Source organism: Variovorax sp. 10L426 (assembly GCF_056395305.1).
Window position 1 is genome coordinate 1 of record NZ_JBFTJF010000031.1, and the last position, 20,774, is coordinate 20,774.

General features: G+C 67.3%; 19 protein-coding genes. 5 read left to right on the top strand and 14 right to left on the bottom strand.

Annotated features, from left to right (window positions below; translation table 11 throughout):
- Nucleotides 1–181 precede the first annotated feature (181 nt).
- Complete coding sequence (gene urtE, locus AC1DHL_RS28195) at nucleotides 182–874, top strand: urea ABC transporter ATP-binding subunit UrtE (protein ID WP_478105464.1); 693 nt, start codon at nucleotides 182–184, stop codon at nucleotides 872–874.
- Here urtE and AC1DHL_RS28200 read toward each other — a convergent pair whose 3' ends face one another.
- Together AC1DHL_RS28200 and AC1DHL_RS28205 are read right to left on the bottom strand one after the other, a co-directional pair.
- Entirely contained in the window at nucleotides 875–1,555 is a 681-nt protein-coding gene (locus AC1DHL_RS28200) for an anti-sigma factor family protein (RefSeq protein ID WP_478164135.1), read from the bottom strand.
- Complete coding sequence (locus tag AC1DHL_RS28205) at nucleotides 1,542–2,117, bottom strand: sigma-70 family RNA polymerase sigma factor (RefSeq protein ID WP_478105460.1); 576 nt, start codon at nucleotides 2,115–2,117, stop codon at nucleotides 1,542–1,544. Before AC1DHL_RS28205 ends, AC1DHL_RS28200 begins: the two co-directional genes overlap by 14 nt.
- 142 nt (nucleotides 2,118–2,259) lie before the next feature.
- Between AC1DHL_RS28205 and AC1DHL_RS28210 the strand changes: the two genes are divergently transcribed.
- Nucleotides 2,260–3,471 (top strand): YVTN family beta-propeller repeat protein, encoded by a 1,212-nt coding sequence (locus AC1DHL_RS28210; protein WP_478164136.1) that lies wholly within the window; start codon nucleotides 2,260–2,262, stop codon nucleotides 3,469–3,471.
- On the opposite strand, the gene AC1DHL_RS28215 is transcribed toward AC1DHL_RS28210, so the two are convergent.
- Nucleotides 3,458–4,360 carry a LysR substrate-binding domain-containing protein gene (locus tag AC1DHL_RS28215; RefSeq protein ID WP_478164137.1) on the bottom strand — a complete coding sequence of 301 codons (903 nt, stop codon included), beginning with the start codon at nucleotides 4,358–4,360 and terminating at the stop codon, nucleotides 3,458–3,460. The genes AC1DHL_RS28210 and AC1DHL_RS28215 overlap by 14 nt on opposite strands.
- 101 nt (nucleotides 4,361–4,461) lie before the next feature.
- Here AC1DHL_RS28215 and AC1DHL_RS28220 point away from each other — a divergent pair, with 101 nt between their 5' ends.
- The 3 genes from AC1DHL_RS28220 (at nucleotide 4,462) to AC1DHL_RS28230 (ending at nucleotide 7,729) form a co-directional block, all read left to right on the top strand.
- A complete protein-coding gene (locus tag AC1DHL_RS28220) occupies nucleotides 4,462–5,628 on the top strand; it encodes a mandelate racemase/muconate lactonizing enzyme family protein (RefSeq protein WP_478105454.1) in 1,167 nt (388 codons plus the stop codon).
- 25 nt (nucleotides 5,629–5,653) lie between these two features.
- Nucleotides 5,654–6,628, top strand: a complete 975-nt coding sequence (locus tag AC1DHL_RS28225; protein WP_478164138.1) for a tripartite tricarboxylate transporter substrate-binding protein — start codon at nucleotides 5,654–5,656, stop codon at nucleotides 6,626–6,628.
- A gap of 156 nt (nucleotides 6,629–6,784) precedes the next feature.
- The gene (locus tag AC1DHL_RS28230; RefSeq protein ID WP_478105450.1) at nucleotides 6,785–7,729 is read left to right on the top strand and encodes a VTT domain-containing protein; all 945 of its coding nucleotides are present in this window, start codon (nucleotides 6,785–6,787) and stop codon (nucleotides 7,727–7,729) included.
- Here the strand turns inward: AC1DHL_RS28230 and AC1DHL_RS28235 are convergent, their stop codons facing one another.
- From AC1DHL_RS28235 to modA, 11 genes are all read right to left on the bottom strand, one after another.
- Nucleotides 7,730–9,154, bottom strand: coding sequence for an MFS transporter (locus AC1DHL_RS28235; RefSeq protein ID WP_478164139.1), 1,425 nt, complete (start codon nucleotides 9,152–9,154; stop codon nucleotides 7,730–7,732).
- Between the two features lie 26 nt (nucleotides 9,155–9,180).
- On the bottom strand, nucleotides 9,181–10,011 hold the full coding sequence (locus AC1DHL_RS28240; RefSeq protein ID WP_478164159.1) for an urease accessory protein UreD: 831 nt from the start codon (nucleotides 10,009–10,011) through the stop codon (nucleotides 9,181–9,183).
- A gap of 36 nt (nucleotides 10,012–10,047) precedes the next feature.
- Nucleotides 10,048–10,518 carry a group II truncated hemoglobin gene (locus AC1DHL_RS28245; RefSeq protein ID WP_478105444.1) on the bottom strand — a complete coding sequence of 157 codons (471 nt, stop codon included), beginning with the start codon at nucleotides 10,516–10,518 and terminating at the stop codon, nucleotides 10,048–10,050.
- Nucleotides 10,519–10,593: 75 nt separating this feature from the next.
- Nucleotides 10,594–13,341 carry a winged helix-turn-helix domain-containing protein gene (locus AC1DHL_RS28250; RefSeq protein ID WP_478164140.1) on the bottom strand — a complete coding sequence of 916 codons (2,748 nt, stop codon included), beginning with the start codon at nucleotides 13,339–13,341 and terminating at the stop codon, nucleotides 10,594–10,596.
- A gap of 30 nt (nucleotides 13,342–13,371) precedes the next feature.
- Nucleotides 13,372–14,553 carry a lipid-transfer protein gene (locus AC1DHL_RS28255; RefSeq protein ID WP_478164141.1) on the bottom strand — a complete coding sequence of 394 codons (1,182 nt, stop codon included), beginning with the start codon at nucleotides 14,551–14,553 and terminating at the stop codon, nucleotides 13,372–13,374.
- Nucleotides 14,550–16,433, bottom strand: a complete 1,884-nt coding sequence (locus AC1DHL_RS28260; protein WP_478164142.1) for an acyl-CoA synthetase — start codon at nucleotides 16,431–16,433, stop codon at nucleotides 14,550–14,552. Before AC1DHL_RS28260 ends, AC1DHL_RS28255 begins: the two co-directional genes overlap by 4 nt.
- 7 nt (nucleotides 16,434–16,440) lie before the next feature.
- A complete protein-coding gene (locus AC1DHL_RS28265) occupies nucleotides 16,441–17,574 on the bottom strand; it encodes a DUF5938 domain-containing protein (RefSeq protein ID WP_478105436.1) in 1,134 nt (377 codons plus the stop codon).
- Nucleotides 17,575–17,602: 28 nt separating this feature from the next.
- Nucleotides 17,603–18,373, bottom strand: a complete 771-nt coding sequence (locus tag AC1DHL_RS28270; RefSeq protein ID WP_478105435.1) for an SDR family NAD(P)-dependent oxidoreductase — start codon at nucleotides 18,371–18,373, stop codon at nucleotides 17,603–17,605.
- Nucleotides 18,370–19,131 (bottom strand): SDR family NAD(P)-dependent oxidoreductase, encoded by a 762-nt coding sequence (locus tag AC1DHL_RS28275; RefSeq protein WP_478105433.1) that lies wholly within the window; start codon nucleotides 19,129–19,131, stop codon nucleotides 18,370–18,372. The genes AC1DHL_RS28270 and AC1DHL_RS28275 overlap by 4 nt, the downstream gene beginning before the upstream one ends.
- Nucleotides 19,132–19,240: 109 nt before the next feature.
- Nucleotides 19,241–20,020: an ABC transporter ATP-binding protein gene (locus tag AC1DHL_RS28280; RefSeq protein ID WP_478164143.1), complete on the bottom strand. Its 780-nt coding sequence runs from the start codon at nucleotides 20,018–20,020 to the stop codon at nucleotides 19,241–19,243.
- The gene (modA, locus tag AC1DHL_RS28285) at nucleotides 20,017–20,766 is read right to left on the bottom strand and encodes a molybdate ABC transporter substrate-binding protein (protein ID WP_478164144.1); all 750 of its coding nucleotides are present in this window, start codon (nucleotides 20,764–20,766) and stop codon (nucleotides 20,017–20,019) included. The genes AC1DHL_RS28280 and modA overlap by 4 nt, the downstream gene beginning before the upstream one ends.
- Nucleotides 20,767–20,774: the final 8 nt, after the last annotated feature.

Consider the following 20,774-nt stretch of genomic DNA (forward strand, 5'->3'; position numbering starts at 1 on the left):
GAGTTTCACGCGGACCCCGCCTGAAGCGAGCACCGCAGGTTGCCCGAAGCGAAGCGCAGGGACACGCACAGTGGGGTCGCCTTTCTTTTGCTTACTTTTCTTTGGCGAAACAAAGAAAAGTGAGTCGCCCGCCGGGGCGAGACCCGGCCAACAGCCTTAAAAATCCCAACGGAGCCCAAAAATGCTAACCGTAAAAAACATCCACCAGTACTACGGCGGCTCCCACATCCTGCGAGACGTCAGCCTACAAGCCCACCTAGGCAAAGTCACAGTCCTCCTAGGCCGCAACGGCGTAGGCAAGACAACGCTGCTCAAGTCCCTCATGGGCCTGGTCCCCATCAAAAGCGGCACCATCGAATTCAACGGCACCCCCATCCAAAAAAAGACCCCCTACGAAAGAGCCAGATCAGGCATGGGCTTCGTCCCCCAAGGTCGCGAAATCTTCGCCCGCCTCACGGTAGAGGAAAACCTCCGCATGGGCCTGGCCTACAAATCCGGCAGCACCCCCATCCCCCCGGAGCTCTACGACCTATTCCCCGTCCTCAAGCAGATGCTCAACCGCCGAGGCGGCGACCTCTCGGGCGGCCAGCAGCAGCAACTCGCCATCGCCCGCGCCCTTGCCCCCAAGCCCAAGCTGCTGATCCTCGACGAACCCACAGAAGGCATCCAGCCCAGCATCATCAAGGACATCGGCCGTGTGATCCGCATGCTCGCCGACCGTGGCGACATGGCGATCGTGCTGTGCGAGCAGTACTACGACTTCGCGCAGGAACTGGCCGACGACTACCTCGTGATGGAGCGCGGCGAAGTCATCGCGCGCGGCCTCGGCAAGGACATGGAAGCGCAGGGCGTGCGCCAGCTGGTCGCGATCTGATCAGCGCGCAGGCGGTTCCGCAGACGCCATCCGCTCTCGCGCGAGCTTCGCGAAGGTCTGCAGCTCGGCGGCGTTGAGATCCGACACAGCCCACGCCTGCATCCCGTCTTCCGTCCACTGCACGAGGTTGTAGCCGCGTCGCGCAAGAAGCCGAGGCGGCTTCGACTTGTCGGCAGGTGCAGGCCAGACGAAGAGATTGACGATGTGCTGCCCGGACCGATAGACCATCGCGGCGACCGGCCGGCCGTCGATGAAGTCGAGACGGGCCCCGACCAGAGGCTGACCCTCCGCAGCGAGGTCGACCACCGGCGGCGAGAAATCGAGCTTGCCCGCGAACCACGGCTTGACGGCGTGATGGTCCGACGACGCAACGTCGGTGAGATGGGCCGCCATGAGCGAACGCACGTGGCTGTCGGTGACGGCATCACCGAGCGCTTCCGGTGCGGGCCCGAGCAGCAGGGTGAACGCAAGGCCCCAGGCCGTGGCTGCACCAGCGCCGAAAAGAGCGATCGCCTGCAGCCAGCGCCAAGACCTGGCCGGGGGCGGCCGGCGGACCACCGCCTGCATGTCCGAATTGCGCAGTTCGGCACGGATGCGGTCGGCCAACCCAGCGGGCGGTGCATGCCGAGTCGCCTCGCGACGAATCAGCAAGCCGAGTTCGTCGTCTTCAGGTGCTTGCATCGCGCTGCGCTCCGGGTTTCGCGGGGGGTGCTTCTTCGCGCAACGCCTCGCGCAGCAGGGCGCGGGCGCGCGACAGGCGCGACATCACGGTGCCGACGGGAATGCCGGCGATGCGTGCGATCTCTTCATACGACATCTCTTCCAACTCCCGAAGCACGATCACCTCCCTGAACGGCGGCGCGAGCGCCTCGATGGCGGTATCGACGCGCCGGCCGAGCGCGCGGCGCTCCCACGTCGTCGCCGGATCACCGCCGTCGCGCGGACGGGACCCGATGCCCGGCTCGTCCACGCCGCTGTCGCGCACCTCGTCGAACTCGACCTGATCGGCGAGATGGCGGTGCTGGCGCATCGCGTCATAGCACGCGTTGCGCACGATGCCCAGGAGCCATGGCCGGGCGCTCTCGCCGCGCAGGTCGTCGTAGAAGCGAAAGGCGCGCAGACAGGCCTCCTGCACCGCGTCCTCGGCCTGCTGGTCGTCGCGCAGCAGCCAACGCGCCAGGTTGTAGGCGGCGGGCAGGTGCGGCAGGGCCGCGGTCTCGAATCGGCGCGTGCGGTCGTTCAACGAATTCCTTCCCTGTATGACGGGACGCGTCGCCGATTTATTCCGTCAGTCGCAAAAGCGGGAATCGGGAATAGGCAAGGGCCGCGGGCCGTCATGCGTGATGGCGATTCTGTCCCTTCTCGCTGCATCAAGGAGCCCCTTCATGAAACCTTCATCGATCCTCGTCGCCGCACTTGCGGCTATCTGCGTGGCCGCCTCGGCCGCCGCCGCGGGCCCCAAGGCCTATGTGGGCAACTTCAAGGACAACACCGTCAGCGTCATCGACACCGGCGCCGGGAAAGTCGTCGCGACAGTGCCGGTGGCGACCGGCCCTGACGGCATCGCGGTAGCGCGCGACGACGCGCAGGTCTTCGTCAGCGGCTCCGGGGCGACCAGCCTCAGCGTGATCGACACCGCGAGCGACAAGGTCACGGCCACCGTCGAAGTCGGCAAGGGGCCGCAGGGCCTCGCGCTCACGCCGGACGGCCGCTGGTTGCTGGTCGCCGTCAACGGCGAAGACCGCGTCGCAGTGGTCGACACCAAGACCCACGACATCGCCGCCACGGTTCCGGTGCCCAAACCGCACACCATCGCGGTCCGGCCCGACGGAAAGCAGGCCTATGTCTCTTCGCAGGCGCCGGGGAACTTCGCGCTGGTGGTCATTGACCTGACTTCGCGCACCGTGGCAACCAGCGTGCCGGTCGAGAAGACGCCGCGCGACCTCGAATTCGGCCCTGACGGCAAGGCGCTCTACGTCACGTTGGCGGGCGTCAGCGCGGTGCAGGTGTTCGACCCCGCATCGAACAAGGTGGTGGGCGAGATTCCGACCGGCGTCTCGCCGCATGTGGCGCACCATTTCGCCGACACACGCTCGGGTGTGGTGGTGGTGCAGGGGCCGGGTGAACTGATGCTCTTCGACCCTGCCACGCGAACCGCAACCGGCAGCGTCGCCGTGGGCAAGCAGCCGCACTGGGTCGATGTGCTGCCCGATCACGCGAAGGTGATGGTCACCAACGAAGGATCGAACGACGTCAGCGTGGTGCCCCTGGCTGGTGGGCCGGTTGCGACCATTCAGGTCGGTACGGCGCCGCGCAAGATCGCCATCCAGCACCGGGCCAGTGGCGGGACCACGGCCAAAGTCTCGATCGACAACTTCGCCTTCGGGCCGGCCCAGCTCGCGGTCGCCGCCGGCCAGCGCGTGACCTGGACCAATCACGACGGTGCCCCCCACGGCATCGCCTTTGCCGACGGTGCGCCGGGCATGGACCTGATGCTGCCGGGGCAGGACTTCAGCCGCACCTTTGCGAAGCCGGGCGTCTACGACTACGTCTGCGCCGTGCATCCCTACATGACGGCGCGCGTCATGGTGAACTGAGCGCCGTCTTCCAGAACGCCTCGGCAGCCTTTCCCAGGGGTTCGCCGTCGCGATAGAGCCGGATTTCCAGGGGGACGTTCCAGTCGTCGCCTGCGGCGGCTACGAGTCGACCCTGCGCGATGTCTTCTTCCACCAACGTCCGGGGCAGCCACGCGACGCCCCTCCCGTCCAGCACCATCGTCCTGAGGACGGAAGCGAGATGGGCCGTGAAAACGAACTGCACCGTCGAGGGCTCCAGCCTGCGGCCGACGACGGCCCGCATGATCCGTCCCAGCCCTGACTCCTCCGTGTACTGGAGCACCGGCAAAGGCAATCCGTCGCGGCGCGCCAGTTGATGGCGCGCTTTGCCCGATCCGTCCGGCGCCGACACCGCGATCAACATGTCCTCGCCGATCCGCGCCGACCGGTACGGCTCCGCATCCAGCGCTCCCTGCGCCTTGATGTGCGCATGGGTCAACACGAACTGGACCTTGCTCTGCAGCATCAGTGCTTCGCAACGCTGCAGAACATCGGACATGAGCTGCACCGGCCCGAGTGTCGTGTTCGACTCGAGGCTTCGCAGCCACCGCGGCAGGAACGTGAAGGAGAGCGCGTGTGTGGAAGCGATGCGCAATGTGACCGAACTGGCCTCGGCGACCTTCCTGGCTTCCCCCGGGACACGGGCGACCCTTGTGATCAATTCCTGCGCTACGCCTGCGAACCACTCGCCGACTTCTGTCAGCCTGGCTGGCTGCGAACTTCTGTCGAAGAGATCGGCACCGACCCACTCCTCCAGGGCGCGGATGCGTCGGCTGAACGCAGGCTGCGAGCTATGGCGGTCTTCCGCCGCGCGCGAGAAATTTCCCGTCGCGGCAAGCGCCACGAAGTCCTCAAGCCAGATCAGATTCATGAGCGGTTCGTCAGGTGCATGGAAGCAGCGAAAAAGAGCATTGGCCGAAAGAATCGGCATGGCGGACCATTCGGGCGATCAAGAACCATCTGGGACCCCGCATGAAGATCGTCGAAATTCGAGAGAAAACCATTCCCATCAGCTCGCCCATACGCAATGCCTACATCGACTTTAGCAAGATGACACTGAGCCTTGTCGCGGTGATCACCGACGTGATCCGCGACGGTAAGCCGGTGGTTGGCTACGGCTTCAACTCGAACGGCCGCTATGGGCAGGGCAAGCTGATGCGCGAGCGGTTCGTCCCGCGCATTCTCGAAGCCGATCCGGCTTCGCTCGTCGACGCGACGGGCGACAACCTCGACCCGCACAAAGTCTGGAACACCATGTTCACCAACGAAAAGCCGGGCGGCCACGGTGAACGCTCCGTGGCGATCGGGACCATCGACATGGCGGTCTGGGATGCGGTTGCAAAGATCGAGGGCAAGCCGCTTTTCCAGTTGCTCGCGGATCGCTACGGAGACGGCAAGCCGAACCGCAAGATCTTCGTCTATGCGGCCGGCGGCTACTACTACCCAGGGCAGGACCACAACAAGCTGAAGGACGAGATGCGCAGCTACATCGACCGGGGCTACACCGTGGTCAAGAAGAAGATCGGTGGTGCTTCGCTCGACGAGGACTTGCGCCGGATCGATTCGATCCTGAGCGTGCTGCAGGACGGGCAGAAACTGTGCGTCGACGCCAACGGTCGCTTCGACCTCGACACCGCCATCCAGTACGCGAAAGCGCTCTCGCAATACGACCTCTTCTGGTACGAGGAACCGGGCGATCCGCTCGACTTCGAGCTGCAGGCGACCTTGCGCAACTACTACAAGAACCCGATGGCCACGGGCGAAAACCTGTTCTCGATGCAGGACGCCCGAAACCTCATCCGATACGGCGGCATGCGCCCCGACCGCGACTGGCTGCAGTTCGATTGCGCGTTGAGCTACGGCCTGGTCGAGTACCTTCGTACGCTCGACATGCTGAAGGAGCATGGCTGGTCGGCCAGCCGCTGCATTCCGCACGGCGGCCATCAAATGTCGCTGAACATCGCGGCGGGTCTCGGACTGGGCGGCAACGAGTCTTATCCGGACCTGTTCCAGCCCTTCGGCGGCTTCCCCGACGGGCTGAAGGTCGACAACAGCCATGTGACCCTTCCTGACCTGCCGGGGATCGGCTTCGAGGGCAAGGCGGATCTTTACCGAGAGATGCAGGCATTGTCGGCCTGAGAAAATGAAAACAACCGGAGACAAAATGAAGCTGTTTCGAAACGCGCTGGTGGTCAGCCTGCTGGCAGTCAGCGCACTGGCCCGCGCCGATTTCCCCGACAGGCCGATCACGCTGGTCGTGCCATTTGCGCCGGGTGGACCAAGCGACAAGATCGCGCGCGATCTGGCCGAGGCGCTGCGCAAGCCGCTGGGTCAGACGATCATCGTGGACAACACGGCCGGCGCCGGCGGCACGATCGGATCGGCCCGCGTGGCACGAGCCAAGCCCGATGGCTACACGCTGCTCGTGCACCACATCGGACTCGCGACCTCGCCATCGCTGTATCGAAAACTCAGCTACAAGACGCCGGACGACTTCGAGTTCCTGGGGTTGATCAACGAGGCGCCGTCCACCCTGATCGGCAAGCCGATGCTCCCCGCAAGGAGCTTTGCCGATCTGCGCAAGTGGATCGATACCAACAACGGCAAGGTGAATCTGGCAAATGCCGGGCTAGGTTCGGCATCGCACCTCTGTGGCCTGATGCTGCAAAGCGCGCTCAAGGTCGAAATGACCCCGGTTCCGTACAAGGGCACGGGGCCGGCGATGACCGATTTGATGAGCGGTCAGGTCGATCTGATGTGCGAACAAGCAACCAACGCGGTGCCGCAGATTGAAGGGCACACCGTCAATGCGTATGGGGTCACCAGCCTGCAGCGCCTCAAGCTGCCGGCGTTGCAGTCGGTCCCGACGTTGGCCGAATCCGGATTGCCCGATTTCAACGTGACCGTGTGGCACGGCCTCTACGCCCCGCACGGCACTCCGCCAGAAGTGATCGCAAAACTCAACGCCGCCCTTCGCGTGGCGTTGAAAGACCCGGAGCTGATCAAACGCGAAGAGGCGCTCGGCCTCACGATCGTCAGCGATGACCGGCTCAGTCCGGCTGGGCACAGGAAATTCGTGGAGACCGAGATGGCGCGCTGGTCGAAAGTCATCAAGGACGCCGGGCAATACGCGGATTGAGTCGGAAATCGGGCCGGCAGATCGCGCCCACTTCCGACATCTGCATACCCCTGCGTTCCCGCCCCGGACGCGCTACGCTCGGGGTTGATCCACAGCCCGAGACCCCGCCATGTCCCTGCGTCCGTCCGATCGTCCAATGCCATCCGGGAGCGCCGCGTGGACCGATTGACCGCGCTCATGGTGGAACACGCGGTGATGGTGGTGTTCATCGCCACTTTCGTTTCGCGTGTCGGGTTGCCCCTGCCGGCGGCGCCCTTGCTCGTGGTGGCCGGTGCGCTGGCCGCCGTGGCGCAGCCGGCGGTGCTCGTGGCCCTGGTGGTCGCGTCGTGGCTCGGCAGCGTGCTGGGCAACGGGATCTGGTTCTACCTGGGCCGCCTCTACGGCTATCGCTTCATGCGGCTTCTTTGCAAGATCTCGATTTCGCCCGATTCCTGCGTCCGCAGCAGTGAGACGCTGATCGGACGCTGGGGCGGCCTCTCGCTCGTGGCGGCCAAGTTCGTCCCCGGCGTCTCGGTCGTGGCGCCGCCGATGGCGGGTGCGCTGGGGATGTCGTCATTGCGCTTCCTCGCGTTCGAGACGGCGGGCGCGTTGATGTGGGCCGCGATTTTCATGGCCCTGGGCTGGCTCTTCCGCGACCAGATCCAGGCCGTGCTGGAGGCGCTGTCCGAGGCGGGCAGCATCGCAGGCGTTGCGCTGGTGGTGGTCGTGGCCGTGTTCGTGGCGTATCGCTACTGGCGACGCCGCACCATGCTGCGCCTCACGGGATTGCCGCGCGTCACCGTGGGCGAACTGCTGGGATTGATGAAGGGCGAGCCGCCGCCGATCGTGATCGACGTGCGTGGCGAAGGGGGCGTTCAGGTCGATCCGAGGCGTATTCCCGGTGCCTTGCCGATCTCGCTCAAGGAGATCCAGCAGCGGCGGGCCCAGCTTCCCTTCGAGGGCGAGGACCGCGAGATCATCCTGTATTGCAGCTGTCCGAACGAGATCTCGGCCGCGTTGGGGGCGCAGGTGCTGCTGGCGCGAGGGATGAAGCGTGCGCGGCCGTTGGCGGGCGGGCTGGAGGCCTGGGTCGAGGCCGGGCATCCGACCTTGCAATACTGATCAGCGATCGCCGGCGCCCAGCGGCGGCGCAATCTCTTCGAGCGGCTTGCGCTCCGCGTCCACCGCCCAGCGCAGCGCGAGAAGCCCGGCCACGATGACGAGCGCGGCGCCCACCGCATAGCCCGCGGCGACGGCGCCGCGGCTGCCGGTCTCGATCAGCGCGCCGAACAGCACCGGCGCGACGAAACCGCCCGCACCGGTGCCCACCGCATAGAAGATCGAGATCGCGACCGCGCGCATCTCCAGCGGAAAGACTTCGCTGACTGTGAGATAGGCCGAGCTTGCCGCCGCCGAAGCCAGGAAGAACACCGCCGACCAGCACAGCGCCTGGCTGCGCGCATCGAGCCAGCCCTCCATGAAGGCCCAACCTGTCAACGCGAGCCCGACGCCCGAGAGGACATAGGTCAGCGCGATCATCCGGCGGCGTCCCACGCGGTCGAAGAGAGGGCCGAGCACCAGAGGCCCCAGCACATTGCCGAGTGCGAAGGGGAAGATGTAGAGCCCGACCTTGCCTTCGGGCACGCCATGGAAGCGCGTCAGCACCAGTGCGTAGGTGAAGAAGATTGCGTTGTAGAAGAAGGCCTGCGAAATCATCAGCGCCAGCGCGACCATGCTGCGCCGCGGGTAACGCCGCAACAGGACACCCGCAACTTCGCGCCAGCCCGGACGTGCGCTTCCGCCGAAAGTCACGTGGCCCACGGCGGCAGGCAGCGGGCCGTGTTGCGATGCCACCTCCGTCTCGATCTGCCGCACGATGGCCTCCGCCTCGTCGGCGCGGCCATGCGCCATCAGCCATCGCGGGCTCTCGGGCACGTCGCGCCGCACCAGCAGGATCGCCACTGCGAGCAGCGCGCCGAGCGCGAAGCCTGCGCGCCAGCCCAGGACCGGGCCGAGCACGCGCGGATCGAGCAGCCACAGGCTCAGGCCCGCGCCGAGCGCCGCACCGACCCAAAAGCTGCCATTGATCGCCAGGTTGACGCGGCCGCGCACGCGCGCGGGGATCAGCTCGTCGATCGCGGAATTGATGGCCGCGTATTCGCCGCCGATCCCCAGGCCGGTCGCGAAGCGGCACACGGCGAAAAAGGTGAAGCCGGGCGAGAAGGCCGTGGCCAGCGTCGCGGCCGCATAGATGGCAAGGGTGAACAGGAAGAGCCGCTTGCGCCCCAGCCGGTCGGCGAGCCGCCCGAACACGAGCGCACCGATCACGGCGCCGGCAATGTAGAGCGATCCGGAGGCGCCGATCTGCGCCGCATTGAGTGCCAGCGTGTCAGGCCGCTCCAGAACGCCGCCAATGGAGCCGACCAGCGTGACCTCGAGCCCGTCGAGGATCCATGCCACGCCGAGCGCAATGACGACGCGCCAGTGCCAGCGCGACCAGGGCAGGCGGTCGAGACGGGCCGGGATGTCGCTGCGCGTGGCGTCCATGTCGGCGTCGGTCCGGCCGCCTCCGTCTACATCGCCCAGATGCGCGGCGGCTGGCCGGGCAACTTCCAGAGTTCTGATCGCCAGGCCATCCAGACCTTGCGCAGCAACTGCATCGCCGGTTCGACCACCGGCGCGAGCGCCCGGAGGACGATGACTTCCGCGTGCGGGCTGGTGGCGCCTGCGCGCTCCTGCAACGCGTGGCCGTCGATCAGCGATCTCGCGACGTCGAGCGCGGCCTCCCGCCGCTCGCGTGCGATCGGCGAACCGGCGACGAAGAAGATCGATGCGATGCAGCGATGGCCGGCGAATCCCAGGGGGCTCTGGAGCAGCCGATGGTCGGACGCATCGATCCGGCCGCGTTCCAGCCACACGCCGGGCGCTTCGATGTGCTGCTGCAGCGTGCCTTGTTCGAAGGGCTTGCCGGCGTTGGGCAGGCCCAGGGCGGTAACGTCCCAGCCGATCAACTCGGCACCGGGCGCGGCGCGCAGCGTCAGGCGGTTCTCTGCGCGGCAGCCGCTGAAGCAGATGGCTTCGAGCGGCAACCATTCGAGCCGCGCGCCGGCGTCCAGCGTCAACTCGGCGCGTTGCAGCGCCAGTTCGCCATCGGAGCGGTAGAAGCGGCTCGCGCCCGGTGTCGTGATCAGGCCATGGCTACCCGCTGCGGCATGCACGCGGATGTCCAGCGTGTCGCCGCCCACCAGGCCGCCCGGCGGATGAACCAGCACGTTGTGGCAGACGGCATCGCCCTCGGGGTAGAGGCTCTGGAGGATGCGCAAGGGGCCGTCATGGGTGAATCGCGCAACGCTGCGGCGGTTTTCAAGCTGATAGTCGAGTTCGAGTCGCGCGTGCCATGGCATGGGCCAGAGTGTAGGCGCCATGCATCGGACCGAACTTCACCCGGTATAGGGCCCCTTGACCTCACCCCAGCCCCAACGGGGCATGGGCGCATCGGCGTCCACGGTGACGCCGGCCTGTGAGTTCATGACTGCGAGCCGGGAGCCCCACTCGAGATAGGCGACCAACGCCGATCGGAATTCGGGATCGTCCGGCATCGCCAGTTCATCTGCCGTTTCCAGAAGCAGCGCAACCCAGCGGCGACGCTGGTCTTGCTGCAAATGGCGGTTCAAGTGCTGCCGGATCATGTGCGGGTGCCCCCCGTGGCTCTTCGAGTAGTCCGTCGGGCCACCTAGCACTTCGCCGAGGAACGCAGCAACGTGGGCCGGATGATCGGCACCCATGTGCGCGAAGACCGGCGCCAGCAGTGCGTCGGCCTTGACGTGTTCATAGAACCGCGTCGTCAGCCGGAGCAGCGCGTCGCTGCCGCCGAGCCATTGATAGAGGGTCGGAACGTCGGAATCTGACATGGCCCGGGAAGTTGGTCGTTGGGACGCATTGTGCGAATGTCGGCAAGCCGCGGCAACTGCCCACATGGACAGGCCCTAGAGCAGCGAGATCTCCTGCGCACGCGCCAGGGCGCCGATGCGGTTCTTCACGCCGAGTTTTGCGAAGATGTTGTGCAGGTGCCATTTGACGGTCGCTTCAGAAAGAAACAGGCTCTGCGCCAGCTCGCGATTGCCCAGGCCCGCCTTGAGGAGCCGCAGGATCTTGAGTTCGCGCTCGGTCAGTTCCTCCGCCTCGGTGCGCTCGCGCGGTGCCGCGAGCGGCGCCGCCGACACGTTGCGGCCGCCCGCTTCGAGCAGTTGCTGCAAGTAGGCCACGGGCGCCAGCCCGTCCGCGGCGGTGCCGACGGCCGTGCGTCGCGCGCGGATGGCGTCGGCCATGTCCAGCAGCGACGGCTCCGCATCGAGGAGGCTGCGCAGCAGCCCGCACCGCGAAGCCAGCGCCAATGCCTCGTCGAGGGTGCGCAGCGCCTGGGCGGCCTCCTGCGACCGGTGCTGGTGCGCCGCCTTGAGCGCCAGCAGGCGCGCGGTCTGCGCCTGATGACCGTCGCGCTGGGCACGGCGCAGCGCGTCGTTCAGGGCGCCGACGGCGCTCGCGCCATTGCCTTGCGCGAGACGCAGCCGCAGGATCGAGAGACAGACGCTGTCTTCCTCGGGCGCGCCTTGCGCGGCGATGCCGGTCGCGCCGGGGCCGATGAAGCCATAGGACTGCGCTAGCCGCGTTGCGTCGTCGAGCGATGCGGCCTGCAGCCGCAAGGCGCAGCGTTGCGCCGCGAGGATGCGCGCGAGCCTCGGCAATCGCAGTCGATGCCCCAGTGACTCGCCTTCGAGCAGGCAGGCGTCCGCCGCCGCAAGATCGCCGCGCAGGCGAAGCAGCCGCGCGCGCGTGAGGTAGCCGGCCGCGCTCATTTCCACCAGACCATGCTCGTCGATGAACGGCAGTCCGAGGTCGAGGTAGCGCTGGGCCTGCGCGAGCTCACCCTGTTCGTAGCAGACCTCCGCCGCCAGCAGGGTCAGCATCGATCCCGCATAGGAGGCGACACCCAGGCTGGGCTCCACCGTCGCAAGACCGACGCGGGCCTGCGCCATGGCCTCCGGATAGTCGCCGCGGCGCATCGCGATCATCATGCCCAGCGCGCTGGCCCAGGCCAGGCCGTAGTGCGCGCCGCATTCCTCGAACGCGCGGCGCGCGATCGCGAGCGCCTGCAGTCCCTGCTCGAAGCCGTCGGTGGCGCAGCAGCCCGAAGCGAGCACGTTGGCCACCACGCCGGTGCGGAACGCATCCGCGCGCGGCCACGATCTCAGCCATGCCTCGCTCGCCGCCTTGGCGAGCAGGGGCTGGTCGGACAGCGCGTAGTACACGCAGCGAATCATCTCGACCATGCTGCGCACGGCTTCATCGCCATCGTCCGTGCAGGCGCTTTCGAGCGATCGGAGCTCCTGGTCGGCCTCCGCGTGGCGGCGGGTGAGCACCAGCGACCACGCATGGCCGGTGCGGATCTTGGGGCGCGCCAGGACCAGCGCCGGCGGAAGTCGTGTCAGCCAGCCGAGCAGCGTCGCATGCTCGCCGCGATGCTGGACGAGTTCCGCCGAGAACTCCGCGACCAGATCGGCAGCGCGCTCGATGTCTTGTCCGTCGAAGGCATAGCGCACGGCCTCGTGCGGCAGTCGATGGCGGTTGAACCAGTCGCTCGCACGCAGGCACGCGGCGCGCGATGCCTCGGCAGGCCGTTCCTTGGCGCGGCCCCGCAGGTAGTCGGCGAAGAGATGGTGGTACCGGAACCAGGTGCGCGAGCGGTCGAGCCCCGAAAGGAACAGGTTGCGCGCCTCGATCTCGGCGAGCATCGAACGGCTGTCGCCGCGCTGCAGCACTTCGTCGCAGAACTCGGCGCAGAAGCGCTCGAAGCCGGCCGTGCCGAGCAGGAAGTCGCGCAGCTCGGGCCGCAGGCTGTCGAGCACCTGCTCGCCGAGATAGTCGGTGATGTCGCGATCGGTGCCCGAGAAGGCGGCGAGGAAGGCGTCCTTGTCCTCGCTTTCGCGCAGCGCGAGCGAAGCGAGTTGCAGGCCGGCGATCCAGCCCTCGGTGAGTTCGTGCAGGGTCCGGACCTGGCTGTGCTCCAGCGGCGCGCCGCCGACGCGGCCGACGAAGTCGGCAGCCTCGTCCAGTTCCAGACCAAAGTGCGACGCGCTCAATTCGAGCAGTTCGCCGCGCAGCCGAAGCTGGCTCAACGAAAGCGGAAGTCGCGTGCGGCTCGCGATCAGCAGCCCCGAGGTGGGCGGCAGGTGGGCCAGCAGCCATTCGAGCTTGCGGTGCACGGTCTCGTTGTGCACGAGATGAAAGTCGTCGAGCACCAGCATCAGCCGCCGATCGTGGCCCATCAGGTCATGCAGCAGCGAGGCCATCACGGCGTCGAGCGAGGCCATGCTGCCGCCCTCGATCTGCGCGAGCGCGCTGCGGCCCAGTCGTGGATCGGCGTGATGCAGGGCCGCGGCGACATAGCGGATGAAGTGCAAGGGATCGTTGTCCTCGGCGTCGAGGCTGAGCCATGCGCAGGTCACCCCGAGCGGCTCCAACTGCGCGACGAACTGCGCCAGTGCCGTGGTCTTGCCGTAGCCGGCGGCCGCCGTCACGCTGATCACACGGCGCGCCAGTCCCGCATGCAGGAGCGCCGAAAGCCGGTTGCGCTCGAGCAGGCTCAGCGAGAGTTGCGGCGGTGCGAGCTTGGACTCGACCAGTACCGTCGCCGATGGCGAAACCTCGCCCGACCTGCCTGCCGCCCGCGCCATGGGTGCTCCTTGCTGCACAACGAAGGGCGCTCAGTGTGCCTGATACAGCGTGACGACACACGCCCCGCCGAGCCCGAGGTTGTGCTGAAGCGCAACGCGTGCCCCGGGCACCTGCCGGTCGCCCGCGGCGCCGCGCAGTTGCCACACGAGTTCCGCGCACTGAGCGAGCCCCGTGGCGCCCAGCGGATGCCCTTTCGACAGCAGCCCGCCCGAGGGATTGACGACCCAGCGCCCGCCGTAGGTGTTGTCGCCGTCGAGCACCATCTGCTCGCCGCCGCCTTCTGCGACGAGGCCCAGCGCCTCGTAGGTCAGCAACTCGTTGGCGGTGAAGCAGTCATGGAGTTCGATCACGTCGATGTCCTCCGGCCCGATGCCGCCTTCGAGGTACACCTGCTGTGCGGCGCTCCGGCTCATCTCGAAGCCGACGAGCCTGCGCATGTCCTGTGAATCGAAACTGTCCGGGCGGTCGGTGGTCATCGCCTGCGCGGTGATGCGCACGGCGGTGCTCAGTCCGTGCCGCCGGGCGAAGCCTTCCGTGCAGAGTACGGCCGCGGCGGCACCACAGGTCGGCGGGCAGCATTGCAGCCGCGTCATCGGGTCGAAGACGGTGGGGGAGGCCATCACTTCTTCGAGCGTGACCGGATCGCGGAAGACGGCCAGCGGATTGCGCGCCGCATGGCTGCGCGCCTTGACCGCGATGCGCGCAAAGGTCTCGGCCTTCGTGCCGAAGTGCTCGGCATGCCAGCGGGCCGCGCCGCCGAAGTACTGCGCGGCGATCGGCGCGGTCTCCGGGCCCTGGATCGCTTCCATCGTGGCCTGGAAGCGGCCCAGCGGGTCCGGCCGGTCGGTGAAGCTTGCGCCCAGCGCGCCGGCCTTCATCTGCTCGAAGCCCAGCGCGAGTGCGCATTCGACCGCGCCACTGGCCACGGCCTGCCGTGCGAGGAAGAGCGCGGTCGATCCCGTCGCGCAGTTGTTGTTGACATTGACGACGGGAATGCCGCTCAGCCCGACCTCGTAGAGCGCAGCTTGCCCGCAGGTCGAATCACCGAAGACGTAGCCGGCATAGGCCTGCTCGACGTGCAGGTAGTCCACGCCTGCGTCGTCCAGCGCCGCACGCGCCGCATCGGCGCCCATCCGGGGATAGGGCGCACTCCGGCCGGGCTTGGTGAAGGGCACCATGCCGACGCCGGCCACGCAAACGACGTTGTTCATTCATCTCTCCATGCGAGGGTCCATCGAACAGGCAGCGCACCGAGCCGGGCTTCGGCGGCCTGCATCAGGGTTTCGGCTTCCGGCCCCTTCGGGCGGCGGGCGCTCAGGCGCGCCTCCAGGCCGTGGCGCGGATGCGGCTCGACCGCCACCTGCACGTCCACGTCACCGCACACAGCCTGCACTGCTTCGGCGAGTGCGCGCGCGATGGCCTGCTGGCGCAGGGCGGGCTTGTAGATCTTGTTGACCGCGGTGAGCGGCATCGCTTCGAGCACCACAACGTCCACCGGCACCGCTGCGCGTTCCGTGATCGCGGTGCGTGCATGCGCAAGGATGTCCGCCGCGTCGCAACGCATGCCTTTGCGCAGCGTGACGTAGGCCATCGGCAGTTCGCCGGCGTGCGCATCAGGCTTGCCGACGGCTGCCGCCAGTTCGACCGCGGGGTGGCGCATCAGGCCTTCCTCGATCATCGCGGGATCGATGTTGTGGCCGCCGCGGATGATCAGGTCCTTGGCGCGGCCGGTCAGCCAGAAGTAGCCGCGCGGATCCTGCCGCCCCAGGTCGCCGGTGTTGAGCCAGCCGCCGTCGAGGCGGATGCCGGCGTCGTCGCTCTCGTTGACGTAGCCCGAGAAGACGAAGGGCCCGCGCAGCAGGATGGTGCCGATTTCGTCGACTGCCGCATCTCGTGCCACCTTGCCGTCGGCACCGAGATGCGCCACCTTCATCTCCTGGTAGGGCAGCCGCAGGCCGATCGAGCCGATCGCGCGGTCGCCGTCGCGCGGGTTCAACGAGCTGACGCAGGTCGCCTCGGTCATGCCGTAGCCTTCGAGCAGCTTGAGGCCGGTCGCGCGCTCGAAGCGCTGGAACAACTCGGGCGCGAGCGGCGCCGCGCCGCAGATGGCGAAGCGCAACGACCGGATGTCGGCGTCGTCGCGCGGCACGTTCAGAAGCGCGGAGAGCACCGTGGGCACGGCGCTGAAGAAGGTCGCGCGATAGCGTTCGACCGAACGCCAGAAGGCCGGAATGGTGCGCGGGTTGCGATAGCCGGCCGGCGACAGCAGCACCACGTGCGCGCCCACGCTGAACGGCGCCAGGCCCGTGACCATCATCGCGTTTGAATGGAAGAGCGGCAGCCCGCAGAGCAGGGTGTCGCTGGCGGTGATGTCGGTCACGGTCGTCACGGCCCAGGCATTGGCCGCTTCGTTGAAGTGCGTGCGGCGCGCGAGCTTCGGCGTGCCCGTGGTGCCGCCGGTGTGAAAGTACGAGCTGATGTCGTCGCCCGAAGGTGCCGACGGCGCGAGCAGTCGGCCGTCCGGCTGATCCGCAAGGAGCGCCTCGAAGTCGAGCGCCCACGGCGGGCAGGGGCCGATGCCGCTGACGCGCAACACGGCGCGCAGCGTCGGCACACGCCCGCGCAGGGCTTCGACCTTTTCCCAGATGCCCGGCGTGTCGAGCCGGCCCTGCGCGACGAGCACCGACGCCCCCGCAGCCTGGAGGATGCCGGCCATGTGGTCGACCTCCAGAAACGGGTTGATCGGGTTCACGATGCCTACCGCCTCCGCACCCCACAGCGTGAAGTGCGTCTCGGGCAGGTTGGGCAAGAGGTACGCGACGACGTCGCGACGGCCGACGCCCAGGCTGTGGAAGGCATTGGCCGCCTGCGTGACGCGAGCGAGCAGCGTCGCGTAGTCGTAGCGCGTCTCGCCGCCGGACGGGTCGCCGTCGTGCACATAGGTCAGCGCCGGCGCTCGCGGCGTGGCGGCGGCCTGGCGGGCGATCGCGGCGTAGCTCGACACCGGCTGCGCCAGCCGGTCGCCGATCGGCACTTCCTCGATCGCCTCGATGTCCGCCAGGTTGCGCAGGGGTGGGCGAAGTCTCGTCATCGGCGCTTCAGGTCTCGACCCGGAGTTCCGGCTTGGCCACCAGCCCGAAGCTGCGCAGTACGCCGAGCAGCTCGTGGTGGCCGAAGGCCTGGCAGCCGGAGGCGAAGCCGACCCGCTTGGGCGGCTGCTGCAGCAGTGAGTAGGCGGCATGGGCCTGCAGCAGGCCGGTCTGCTTGTAGTTGCAGTTGCCGAAGATGACACAGTGCGCGCGGCCGAGCGGCCCGGTCGCATGCACCGAATCGACCGACTTGTTCAGGCGCGGGTTCTCGCGCGGCGGCATGCTGTTCATCACGCCGGCGGCGGTCTTCGCCAGCGCGGCATAACGCTCGTCGGGCGGCATCCCTTCGGTGGCCTTCAAGGCCGCGGCAACGATCTGCGGCACGCCCAGCATCAGCGGCTTGTTGAAGACGCCGCCCAGCACCTTGACGTTGGCTACCCGCGGGTCCTTGCGGAACCACACCGGATGCGAGGTGCCGCCCCAAGGCAGGGCCAGCGCCATCTCGTGCTGGCCCGGGATGGCCAGGTTGTAGAGGCCGGCATCGGGTTGCCATTCGACCATCTGGTTCTGTTGCAAGAAGAAGGCCTTGGAGGTGGCGGCATTCACCAGGATGGTTTGTGTCGAGGCGATGGTCGGGCTGCCGCCCCAGAAGACCGCGATGTCCAGCGTGTCCAGGCCCGGCGTCTCCAGGCACAGCTGGGCCGCGATCTCGCCGGTGGTGTACATCTGCGCCAGGCCGGGCGACAGCAGCAGGCCGGCTTGCGCGAACTTCGTGCCGAACTCTTCCTCCAGCGTGATCAGCCAGTCTTGCTCGCCGGTGGTGTCGGTGTAGTGGCACTTGGCGGCGAGGCAGGCGTGGACCACCTCGGGGCCGAACTTGGCGAACGGGCCGACCGTGTTCAGCACCACCGAGGCGCCGGTGAAGAGCTTGGTCAGCGCTTCGGTGGTGTGCGCCACCTCGACCACTTCGTAGTCGGCGGTCTCTATGCCGGCCACATTGGACTTCATGGCCGCGTTCAGCTTCTCCGCGCTGCGGCCGGCGGCGATGAAGGGCACGCCGTACTCGCGCAGGTATTCGCAGACCAGCCGACCGGTGTAGCCGCTGGCGCCGTAGACGATGACGGGCTTCTTGCTTTTGCTCATGGTGTTCTTTCTCTGCTGTGTGGGGCGTTCAAAGAAGGGACGAACTCGCGCCGCCGTCGAGCACGAAGGCGCTGCCGTTCGAGAAGCTGGAGCGGCTCGATGCGAGGAAGACCGCGAGGTTTGCCACTTCCTCCGGCGTTCCGTAGCGACCCTGGCGCTGCGTGATCAACGCAGCGAAATCCGGCAGGTTGAGTTGCTTCTCGAATTCCTGTTTGTGGGACTTGACCAGATCGGTCTCGACGAAGCCCGGCAGGATCGCGTTCACGCGCACGTTGTGCGAACGCAGTTCGACCGCCGCGGTCTGCGTGAGCGACATCACGCCGGCCTTGGCCGCCGCGTAGCTGCCGATCAGCGGGCATGCGCCCTTGGCAGTGATCGAGGCCATGTTGATGATGCAACCGCCGCCCGCGGCGACCATTACCGGCGCGGCGTAGCGGATGCACAGGAACACGCCGTCGAGGTTGACCGAGGTGACCTCGCGCCATTGCTCGTAGCTCGTCTGCGCAAGTGGCGTGACCGTCGCGATGCCGGCGTTCGGCACCATGATGTCGAGGCGGCCGTGCCGCTTCGTTGCTTCGGCCACGAGCGCCTCGACCTGCGCCGGAACGCGTACGTCGCAGGTGAAGGCGCTGGCGCCAAGCAGCGAGCTCGCCACACGCTGCGCCGCGTTTGCGTCGATGTCCGAGACGATCACCTTGGCGCCCTCGGCGGCGTAGGCGCGTGCAATGGCTTCGCCCAGGCCTCTTCCCGCGCCGGTGACGATCGCGACCTTGTCCTTGAGAAGTTGTGCACCGTTCATAGCAATCCGGCAGACAGGCCGCCGTCCAGGATGTAGTGGGAGCCGGTGGTCCAGCTGGAGGCGTCGGACGCGAGGAAGGCGGTCATTTCAGCCACCTCCAGCGGCGTGCCGAGCCGTAGCTGCTTGGCCGCGACGAGCGCATCGAAGGGAACGCCGACGACCGCCTCGACCGTCGGGATCAGCCGTTCGACCATCGCCGTGCCGACGAAGCCTGGGCACACCGCATTGACGCGGATGCCGGTGGGTCGAAGCTCCGCAGCCGCGACGCGGCTGAGCTGGATCACCGCCGCCTTCGACGCGCAGTACGAACCGAACAGCGGCACGCCGTTGGTGCCGGCGAGCGAAGAGATGTTGACGATCGACCCGCGCCCCGATGCGGCCAGCGCCGCAAGCGAATGCTTCATGCCGAGGAAGACGCCCATCACGTTGATGTTCATGAGTCGGTTGAACTCTTCCTCGGTCTGGTCGAACAAGGGCTTCACGATTTCGATGCCCGCGTTGTTGACCAGCGTGTCCATGCCGCCAAAGGCGCTTGTGGTGGCTTCGACGGCGCGCGCGAAGTCGGCCGCCGAAGTGACGTCGCAGCGCACCGAGCGCGCCATCGGGCCGAGGGCGTCGGCCGTTTTCGCGGCGCCAGCCTCGTCGATGTCGGCGAGCATCACCTGCGCGCCGCGCTCGACGAAGAGCTCGGCGATCGCTCGCCCGAGGCCCTGCGCAGCGCCCGTGATGAGGGCCTTTCGGCCCTGCAGTTCGATCATGTGTTGTCTCCTGGATTCGAAATCAGGAGCGCTATTCGACGCCCGGGAGACCAGGATGCCGCCCACCTAAAGGTTGGTTTTTTCTGCTGCGGCGCAGCAGCGAATGTTGTTACTCGCCCTTCAGCAAGCGGCGCAACTTGCCGCGCAGCGGCGTTTCTTCCCGCAGTGATGCACCGCCGAGCTTCTGTGCCATGAGTTCGCGGCTGCTGCCGTCGCGCAGGTCGATCTCGCGCACCACCTGGCCAGCCTGGTAGACGAAGGCGACGTCGGCGAGTTCGAGCACGTCGTCGATGTCGTGCGTGATCATCAACACCGGAATTCCCCATTCGCGGCGCATGGTCGCGAGGTCTTGCCGAACACTGCTGCGCAGCATCGGATTGAGCGCTGCGAAGGGCTCGTCCAGCAGCAGCACCTGCGGTCGGCAGGCCAGCGCGCGAGCAAGCGCCACCCGCTGCTGCTGACCACCGGAGAGCGTCCGCGGCCTGCTGCCGGCCATGGCGGTCAGGTCGAAGCTCTCCAGCAAGGCATCGACACGGTTGCTGTCCTCTCGCGACATCCGGGGGTGACGCCACGTCGTCAGTCCGAATGCGACGTTGTCGCGGACCGACAGATGCGGAAAGAGTGCGTAGTTCTGGAACAGGTAGCCGATGCGGCGCTCGGGTGTCGGAATGTCGATGTGCCGCGTGGAATCGAAGAGGGTGCGTCCGTCGAGCCGCACGTGGCCTCGCGCCGGGTGCAAAAGCCCTGCGATCGCCTGGAAGGTCAGCGACTTGCCTGCGCCGGAAGGGCCGTAGAGCGCCGCGAAGGGGACGTCCGTCGCGAACCGCGCGGCAAGGTCGAATCGCCGGGCGTGGTCCGTGACTGTCAGCTGAAGATCGACATCGATCACGGTTTGCCGAAGCCGAAACGCGCCAGGGTCTGCTGTGCCACGTCGGTCGAAAGGAAGGCAATGAAGTCCTGCGCGAGGCCCTTTTCCTTGCTCTCGGCGACGACCGCGACCGGGTAGGTCACCGGCGTGTGACCCGACGTCGTGAGCACGACCTTGACCTTGTCGCCCATGATCGCCGCGTCGGTGCGGTAGACGAATCCTGCTTCGACCTCGCCGCGGCTCACGTAGTCGAGCACCTGCCGCACGCTGTCGGCCTGCACGAACTTGGGTTCGAGCGTGGTCCAGAGCTTGGCGCTGTCGAGCACTTCCTTGGTGTAGCGGCCCACCGGCACCGTTGCAGTCTTGCCGACGGCAATCTTCTTGACGGCAGACCCCGTCAGGTCTTGCAGCGACTTGACGCCCGCGCCTTCCTTGGCGGGTTCGATCAGCACCAGGCTGTTGCTCGCGAAGTTCTTGCGCGTGGCGGTGTCGATCAGCTTTTGGTCCGCGGCCCGGTTCATGGTTTCCTGGTCGGCACTGGCGAAGACATCCACAGGCGCGCCCTGGCTGATCTGTTGCAGCAGCACGCCCGAAGCGGCGAAATTGAACCGGACCGTCGCGCCGGGCTTGGTGGCCTCGAACTTCGGCCCGAGTTCCTTGAACGCATCCGTCAGGCTCGCGGCCGCCGACACGGTGATCTGCTGGGCGGCAGCGCCCAAGGGCAGGGCCAGTGCGAGGACGAGGGCGGCGAGACGTGACATGCGCATGATGCGGC

Excerpts from the sequence above, each read along its gene's own strand:
- AC1DHL_RS28225 (WP_478164138.1), top strand. The coding sequence starts at position 5,654 with ATGAAGCTGTTTCGAAACGCGCTGGTGGTCAGCCTGCTGGCAGTCAGC.
- AC1DHL_RS28210 (WP_478164136.1), top strand. The coding sequence starts at position 2,260 with ATGAAACCTTCATCGATCCTCGTCGCCGCACTTGCGGCTATCTGCGTG.
- AC1DHL_RS28240 (WP_478164159.1), bottom strand. The coding sequence starts at position 10,011 with ATGCCATGGCACGCGCGACTCGAACTCGACTATCAGCTTGAAAACCGC.
- AC1DHL_RS28215 (WP_478164137.1), bottom strand. The coding sequence starts at position 4,360 with ATGAATCTGATCTGGCTTGAGGACTTCGTGGCGCTTGCCGCGACGGGA.
- AC1DHL_RS28200 (WP_478164135.1), bottom strand. The coding sequence starts at position 1,555 with ATGCAAGCACCTGAAGACGACGAACTCGGCTTGCTGATTCGTCGCGAG.
- AC1DHL_RS28235 (WP_478164139.1), bottom strand. The coding sequence starts at position 9,154 with ATGGACGCCACGCGCAGCGACATCCCGGCCCGTCTCGACCGCCTGCCC.
- AC1DHL_RS28260 (WP_478164142.1), bottom strand. The coding sequence starts at position 16,433 with ATGACGAGACTTCGCCCACCCCTGCGCAACCTGGCGGACATCGAGGCG.
- AC1DHL_RS28265 (WP_478105436.1), bottom strand. The coding sequence starts at position 17,574 with ATGAGCAAAAGCAAGAAGCCCGTCATCGTCTACGGCGCCAGCGGCTAC.
- AC1DHL_RS28245 (WP_478105444.1), bottom strand. The coding sequence starts at position 10,518 with ATGTCAGATTCCGACGTTCCGACCCTCTATCAATGGCTCGGCGGCAGC.
- AC1DHL_RS28270 (WP_478105435.1), bottom strand. The coding sequence starts at position 18,373 with ATGAACGGTGCACAACTTCTCAAGGACAAGGTCGCGATCGTCACCGGC.
- AC1DHL_RS28220 (WP_478105454.1), top strand. The coding sequence starts at position 4,462 with ATGAAGATCGTCGAAATTCGAGAGAAAACCATTCCCATCAGCTCGCCC.
- modA (WP_478164144.1), bottom strand. The coding sequence starts at position 20,766 with ATGCGCATGTCACGTCTCGCCGCCCTCGTCCTCGCACTGGCCCTGCCC.
- AC1DHL_RS28255 (WP_478164141.1), bottom strand. The coding sequence starts at position 14,553 with ATGAACAACGTCGTTTGCGTGGCCGGCGTCGGCATGGTGCCCTTCACC.
- AC1DHL_RS28275 (WP_478105433.1), bottom strand. The coding sequence starts at position 19,131 with ATGATCGAACTGCAGGGCCGAAAGGCCCTCATCACGGGCGCTGCGCAG.
- urtE (WP_478105464.1), top strand. The coding sequence starts at position 182 with ATGCTAACCGTAAAAAACATCCACCAGTACTACGGCGGCTCCCACATC.
- AC1DHL_RS28250 (WP_478164140.1), bottom strand. The coding sequence starts at position 13,341 with ATGGCGCGGGCGGCAGGCAGGTCGGGCGAGGTTTCGCCATCGGCGACG.